Raw genomic sequence first — 3,856 nt, forward strand, 5'->3', positions numbered from 1 at the left:
TGAGCGTGATTTCCTCCCCTAACCCCTCCAAAGGAGGGGGATCCGAGAACGTCAAAGGGGTTTTACTCGGAGGTTACACCCAGGCTGAAGGAAGAATAGAAAGTGATGATGAGACCTTCTGGATGCTGTATTTGGATCAGAATGGTAATGAACAGTGGCGAAAGCATGTGAAAGGAGAATCAAGGAAAAGGGAAGAAAGGCTTTCGGATATTAAATTGAACCGGGATGGCTCGATTGTTTTGGCCGGAACCAGTGCCGAAGAATTGGGGAAAGAGAACTGGAAGATCGTGAAGCTGGGAGATCAGCAGATTGACCAGTTGATTGTAAAGCAGGATATTAAAATTTACCCGAATCCGGTGAGTGAGTATGCGTATGTGGAGATTGGAATGGAAGATGGAAGCTGGAAGCTGGGTGACGGAAAGTCCGAGGCAGAAATTGTTGTGTATGATATGGGTGGAAGACAGCTTCAGAGCCTGAAAACGAAGAATAAAGTCACGAAGATCAACACGCAGAATTTGGTTCAGGGGGCGTATCTGGTGACCGTGAAAACGAATGATAAAACGGTGAGTGCTAAATTGATTAAAAAATAATAACACTAAATATATGATAAAAAAATATATACTGATAACATTATTGTATTCAACTGTATACAATAGCCAAACAGGTTCAAATGCCAATACGCTTGTACCTAATATCTTCCCTCCAAAGGCATCAGTAATGCCTATGTTTAGGATGGAGCAGATACCGGTCAATCTATCAACCGGTATCCCAGATATTTCACATAATCTTTTATCTACGGCTATTGATAACAATTTATCATACAGTTTTAAAATATCTTATCATCCTTCTCAGATGAGAGTAGAAGAAATCGGTACAGAGCTGGGCGTTGGCTGGTCCGCGTCCGACCTTGGAATCATTACAAGAACTGTTAACGGTACCAATGATGATAAAGCGTTATGGGGAATACTGGATAATCAGGTACTGATGCCTGGTAATAATTATGACGGAAACATTTATGCAAACTCCAGTGAATGGCTGAAAAAAAGAATTTACGAATCTTTATATTCAGGACAATATGATATTTTGAGTGATGAATATATGTTCAGTTTTCTAGGAAACAGCGGAAAGTTTGTTTTTGTATTTGAAGACGGAGCAATAAAACCTAAAATTTTAGGAACTGAAAAGAAATTTAAAATACAATATAGCAGAGATAATACCGCCAAACATTTTACCTCCTTTACCATCACGGATGACAAAGGATACAAATATATTTTTGATCTCTACGAATCGGATGCAAACATTGTAACATCTACCAGTGTTTCTCAAATTGCCGAATCAAGCAATATGCCTATACTCCCTCAAACAGAGTACAAAAACAACTGGCATTTGACAAGAATTGAAAATCCGTCGGAAAATACAGTCCTTAATGCAGAATATCAAATGTATAATTTTCCTGACTCTGAAATAAGAAGTACGGAATATAATCATATCGTAGATCAAAACATAAAAGATTATTATAAATATAAGGTTCTGCAAATGTTTCATCTTGATTACCTGCAGCCTTTATATAAAATGGATGTTATCACTAAAAAGAACAATACCTATAAACTTAAAAAAGTAAATATTCCGGAGCGGGCTGCAATCTATTATGATAAAACTACGATAAACGGACAGGATTTTCTAGATAAGATAAGACTTGTTGATGGTTATAATAGGCTTATTAATTCTTACAAATTTACTATCAGCCCTTCCGGCTCAAAATATGTTTTAAGCGGAGTGGTTAATGAGCAGGATAATAAATTAAATTATACTTTTTACTATAACGGAACTCTAATTGATGCGGACTCAAAAGAAAAAGATCATTGGGGGTATTATAATAACAATATGTCTTCTGACTGGTTTGACGTTGAACAATCTATGGAATATCCTTATGGTGCAGACAAAAACACCAATGCTCTGGCCATAACCAGAGGATCTCTCCATTATGAAATAACGCCAACCAAAGGAGTGGCTGAATATATATGGGAACCCAATACGTTCTCACAGATTGCCAATAAAACCATTGAACTTTATGATATTCCTGAAAATAGGATTCAGACTACCAGTATTTTCAATAAAGAGGCATTTAATAATCAGCCTTCAGATGAGATTATTTATGTAAATACCCCACAAAAAGTAATTGTTAATTTTAAAGCGATACAATATAACAATGTTGAGGATATTAAAAAATATACCTTGCAGCTAACACCCGTAAAGTACGATCAGCCTTTTAATCCCGATGTATTTATGCCAAATCCTGCCAGCTGTTATGAAGAAACATCAGCCAATACAAGCGGTGTCATTCGGGGGAAGCAATACATTACCCTTACTTCAGCGGCTCCTGCCCAGATTAATTTCTACGGACGGGGCCTTTATAAAATTTCTTTAGTGCATACTACACAGGATCTGCAATATAATATGGTAAAGTATAATATTGAAATTAATAAATATAAGCTGACGAATCTTTACAAATATTTATATGGTGGCGGATTGAGAATAAATCAGATCAATTTCTGGGACAGCACTTCCGGCATGGGCTTTCCAAATATCCCTAAACGTAAATTCTTATATTCGTATACAGATTTTAACGATCCTTCCAAATCCAGCGGAGTATTGAATAATACCCCGGTCTACTCCTATAACAGAACGGTAAATGAAAGTGAAAATAGTATGTGTCCGGGAGGAGCTTCAATAAACTATGATAAACTCACGGTTAATTATGGAGGCGTTCAGTATAAAACTTATGCCAACAATGCTGTTGTTCAGACAGCCAACCTTAATGGCTCTTTTGTTACCTACGGAAATGTTAAAGTCGTCGATTCTGAAGGGTATACTAAAAATTATTTTACAACTCCACTTGATTACGGCAACGACTATGATCCATTAAATTACAACTATCCTTTCATTCCTACTAAAAACCCTGAAAAAAAATACGGATTAATTAAGAAATCAGAAGTGTACAACAGTTCGAATATCCTCCAGGAGAGAGACACCTATACCTATACCATTGTAGAACCCGATATTTTTATCGGAGGTAAGGCTTATATACCAGGCGATGGAGGTTGTTTTGTGAAAAATTCTGCATATTCAGGTTTAATGAATTCTTATGAAGGATATCTTTCCATCACCGGAAACCACAATTTTAATATTGGCGGAGTATGCGGATTATTCGGAGGGTGTGGCGGATTTGCCAGCGTTCTTGATTCTAAGCCTGTTTATAAGAAAAATGTAATTCCTCTTTTGCAGCAGAAAACAGTAAATCAGTATCTTCCGAACGGAATATTGCAACAATCATCCACGTATGAATACAATTCCGATTACAACATTGCCAAAGAAAGCATTGAGAGTACAGATTTATCCATACAGGAGTCCTACTATAAATATGCTTTACAAACGAACAATCAAAAGCTGATAACTGCCAATATGATAGGCGTTCCATTGGAAACCGAGGTAAAGAAAAACGGCAAAACCATCTCCAAAACAGAAACAAAGTACGACAATCCGGCCCATTTATTTCCAACCTCTGTGCTTTCGTATGATCTGCGGACTACCGCTTCCACGGAAGTTACCTACGACCAATACGATTCCAAAGGCAACCTGCAGCAATACACCACCAAAGACGGCATCCCTACCGCTATTATCTGGGGCTACAACCAGACCCAGCCGATTGCTAAAATTGTGGGAGCTACCTATGCCCAGGTAAGCAGCCTGGCGGCGGCTACTATTTCAGCTTCGGATTTAGATGCCTCCAATCCTTCCAACGAAGCAGCATTAATTACAGCTTTGGATAATTTCAGGAAAGACAGCACAATGGCAG

General features: G+C 37.8%; 2 protein-coding genes. Both read left to right on the forward strand.

Translation table 11 applies throughout. The annotated features are described in order from the left end of the window. Positions 1 to 590: T9SS type A sorting domain-containing protein (locus tag SOP96_RS08715; protein WP_326320596.1), on the forward strand; the 590-nt coding region annotated here is incomplete at its 5' end. A 13-nt stretch (positions 591 to 603) separates the two neighbouring features. Beyond that, positions 604 to 3,856 (forward strand): hypothetical protein (locus tag SOP96_RS08720; RefSeq protein WP_326320597.1); only part of this gene is annotated, 3,253 nt, incomplete at its 3' end.

This window comes from Chryseobacterium salviniae (assembly GCF_035819015.1).
Classification (GTDB): Bacteria; Bacteroidota; Bacteroidia; order Flavobacteriales; family Weeksellaceae; genus Chryseobacterium; species Chryseobacterium salviniae.